Origin of the sequence: Streptomyces sp. NRRL S-31 (genome assembly GCF_000718775.1) — a bacterium.
GTDB lineage: Bacteria > Actinomycetota > Actinomycetes > Streptomycetales > Streptomycetaceae > Streptomyces.
On sequence record NZ_JOCB01000192.1, the window covers coordinates 1 to 3,382 of the forward strand.

General features: G+C 72.0%; 4 protein-coding genes. 3 read left to right on the forward strand and 1 reads right to left on the reverse strand.

Annotated elements, in window-relative coordinates:
• Nucleotides 1-99: adenosylhomocysteinase (locus IF37_RS43185; protein ID WP_158727395.1), on the forward strand; the 99-nt coding region annotated here is incomplete at its 5' end.
• A 208-nt stretch (nt 100-307) separates the two neighbouring features.
• Nucleotides 308-922: a hypothetical protein gene (locus tag IF37_RS0137960; protein WP_030754123.1), complete on the forward strand. Its 615-nt coding sequence runs from the start codon at nt 308-310 to the stop codon at nt 920-922.
• 50 nt (nt 923-972) lie between these two features.
• Here IF37_RS0137960 and IF37_RS0137965 read toward each other — a convergent pair whose 3' ends face one another.
• A complete protein-coding gene (locus IF37_RS0137965) occupies nt 973-1,917 on the reverse strand; it encodes an RDD family protein (protein WP_030754125.1) in 945 nt (314 codons plus the stop codon).
• A gap of 143 nt (nt 1,918-2,060) precedes the next feature.
• On the opposite strand from IF37_RS0137965, the gene IF37_RS0137970 reads away from it, so the two are divergent.
• Nucleotides 2,061-3,068 (forward strand): stage II sporulation protein M, encoded by a 1,008-nt coding sequence (locus IF37_RS0137970; protein WP_030754129.1) that lies wholly within the window; start codon nt 2,061-2,063, stop codon nt 3,066-3,068.
• Nucleotides 3,069-3,382 lie beyond the last annotated feature (314 nt).

Sequence of the window (3,382 nt, forward strand, 5' to 3'; positions counted from 1 at the left end):
GCCCTCGGCGTCAAGCTCACCACGCTCCGCCCGGAGCAGGCCGCGTACATCGGCGTCGACGTCGACGGCCCGTTCAAGCCGGACCACTACCGCTACTGAGCCGGTGACCCCGTAGGCCGGTGCTCCACCGTCCGGCCCGCCCGCGTCCGGGGGAGTGCGCCGGTACACCGACGCACCCCTCCCGGCAGCAGGTCCTCCGAGGCAGGCCCCCGCACCCCCGTGCCGGGGGCCTGCCCCTTCGGCCCCTGCGACCGGCCCGTGACCGACGGCTCCCGGCCGGACCAGCCCGTCAAGACCCAGGACCCCCATGCCCCGCGGCCGTTATTCGCTCCACGATCCGCACGATCACACCCCCCTCGCGGAAGAGCACTTCCAGTGCGCCCCCGGCCCGTCCGGCTGGCGCTACGTCTCCCGGCTGACCGGCCCCGCCGGCGACCACCGGGGCTCGGTCGACCTCGCCCTGGACGATCTCGGCCGCCCCATCCGCCTCGAACTGCACGCCGGCGACTGGCAGGTGCGCGGCGCCGCCCTCGACGGTGTCACCTGGGTCCGCACCGACCCCACCGGCACCCACGCCACCGAAGGCACGGTGCGCGCCCACGCCTTCACCGGCACGTCCCCCGCGTTCCTCGTCGCCACCGCCCGGCTGCTGCGCCTCACCCCCTCGTCCGCCGCGACCCGCGTCCGCCTCGTGGCCTTCACCGACCCCGTCCTCGCCCCCCGCACCGTGGACCAGTCCTGGGCACTGGTCGACAGCGAAGCACACGCCACTGACAACGGCCCCCTGACCGTGGACGAATACCAGGTCACAGCCCTGGACACGGGCGAACAGCACGCCGTCCACATCGCCGGGGACGTCGTCCTGGCCGCGCCCGGGATCGAGCTGGAGGACCTCCAGTCACCGCCGTCGCGCTTCGACTGAACCGCTCGTACCAGCGCTCCGCCCGGGCCTCGCGACAGCCCGCACCCCGCCTACGCCGGTGGCACGAACCCGGTGCCCGGCCGACCGGCCGGCGACTCGCCCCGCGGCTCGTTCCGGGAGCCGGGGGACAGCGGGGAGCCCTGAGGCCGCTCCGACGGCTGAGGTTCGTACGGCCCCTGGAAGCGGGAGGGGTCCGGTGTGCCGGGCCGGGGTACCGGCCAAGCGAAGCCGCCGTTCGCCGGACCGCTGTCACCGAACGCCTGCCGGGCCTCCCGGGACTGCCGCTCGTGCACCACGGCCGCGAGGAAGGCGGCCGGCGGCAGATCCGCCGACAGCGAGACTCCCGTGCGCGCCGCGAGGTCGGTCGCCAGCCGCTCCGCCATACCCGCCGACACCTGCGGATCGAGCTGCCGCATCCGGGTCAGGTACTGCCGGACGGCCAGCCACAGCGCGTCCGGCACCGCCGACAGGTCCAGCTCCGCGAACCGGCCCACGAGCCAGGGAGGCGGAGCCGGAGCGAAAACGGCCCGCCCGGCGGGGATCCGCTCCCGCACGACCAGGGTGCCCGCGAACACGTCCCCGAGCCGCCGCCCCCGGGCCGAGACCAGCGAGGCGACACAGGCCACCACACCGAACGTCATCAGGATCTCGACCACCCCGATCGCACCCCGCACCAGCGCGTGCCGGAACCGGATCGGTCCACCGTCGTCCCGCACCACCCGGAGCCCGAACGCCAGCTTCCCCAGCGAACGCCCGTGGCTGAGCGTCTCCACGGCTATCGGCCCGCCGACCAGCACCAGCAGGAAGGCCGCGATCGACAGCGCGGTCTGCGCCGCCTCGTCCAGCGACGCCGTCGACGCCACCAGCACCGCGAGCACGACGACGTACACGACCACCGCGACCACCAGGTCGAGCAGTACCGCCAGCGCCCTGCTCGGCAGTTTCGCGGGGCGCAGTTCGAGCGCCACCGCCTCGCCGGTCACCAGCTCACTCACGCCCGCCGCCCTTCCCTGTTCCGCCCCCGGAACCGCCAGTCTGCCAAGCTGGGGGCGCATCCCGTCGCGGTACGACAAGCTGACAGCAACCACGAGCCTCCACGCGGAGCCGTGGACGATCAGTCGAGGAGCAGGCAGACCCGATGGACCTGGACGTCTTCGTCTCCGCACACCGAGCCGAATGGGACCGGCTCGACGCACTGCTCCGCCGACGGCGCCGTCTCACCGGTGCCGAGGCAGACGAACTCGTCGCCCTCTACCAGCGCACCGCCACCCACCTCTCGCTCATCCGGTCCAGTGCCCCGGACCCGCGCCTGACCGGGCGGCTCAGCCAGCTCGTGGCACGCGCGCGCAGCGCTGTCGTGGGTACCCGCACCGCCTCGTGGCGGGACGTCGCACACTTCCTGGGCCGGGGCTTCCCGGCCGCGGTCTACCGCGCCCGCCACTGGTGGGTGCCGACGGCGCTCGTCTCCACCGCCGTCGCGATTCTCCTGGGCTGGTGGATCGGCACCCATCCCGATGTGCAGTCGTCCATCGCCGCACCCGCCCGGTTGCGCGAGCTGACCCGCCCCGGCGGCGAGTACGAGACCTACTACTCCAGCCATCCCGCGAGCGCCTTCGCCGCCCAGGTGTGGACGAACAACGCCCAGGCGGCGGCGATGTGCCTGGTCCTGGGCGTCTTTCTGGGGCTGCCGGTGCTCTGGATCCTCTTCCAGAACATGCTGAACCTGGGCATGGGCTTCGGTCTCATGTCGTCGGCCGGCCGCCTCGACACCTTCCTCGGCCTGGTCCTCCCGCACGGCCTGCTGGAACTGACCGCGGTCTTCGTCGCCGCCGGCACGGGGCTGCGCCTGGGCTGGACGCTGGTGGACCCCGGTCCCCGCCCCCGGCGTACGGCTCTCGCCGAAGAGGGACGAGCAGCCGTCGGCATGGCCATCGGCCTCGCCCTGGTCCTGTTCGTCTCCGGCGCCATCGAAGGGTTCGTCACCCCCTCCGGCCTGCCCACCTGGGCCCGCATCGGCATCGGTGTCGTGGCCGAGCTGGCCTTCCTGGCGTACGTCTACGTGCTCGGTGGCCGTGCGGCACGCATGGGCGAGACGGGTGATCTCGCGGCGACGGAGCGCAGCGCGTCCGTGCCCACGGCGGCGTGATGTGCGTTCGGCCCCGGTGAGCTGCTAGTCTCCTCTTCGCCCCGCAAGAACCGTTGACACGGAGCGAGCGGGGAGGTAGATTCAATGAGTTGCCTAGAGCTGGACAAGTTCCGGGGCAGCCGATAGAATCTACTAGCTTCCGCAGAAGTCGCGAACGACATCGAATGGAAGCACCCTCCGATTACTCAGAAATGAGCGGCCGGTCAGACCGGCCAAGAACTTCTGATAAAGTCGGAACCGCCGGAAAGGGAAACGCGAAAGCGAAGACCTGGAAAGCACCGAGGAAATCGGATCGAGAAAAGATCTGATAGAGT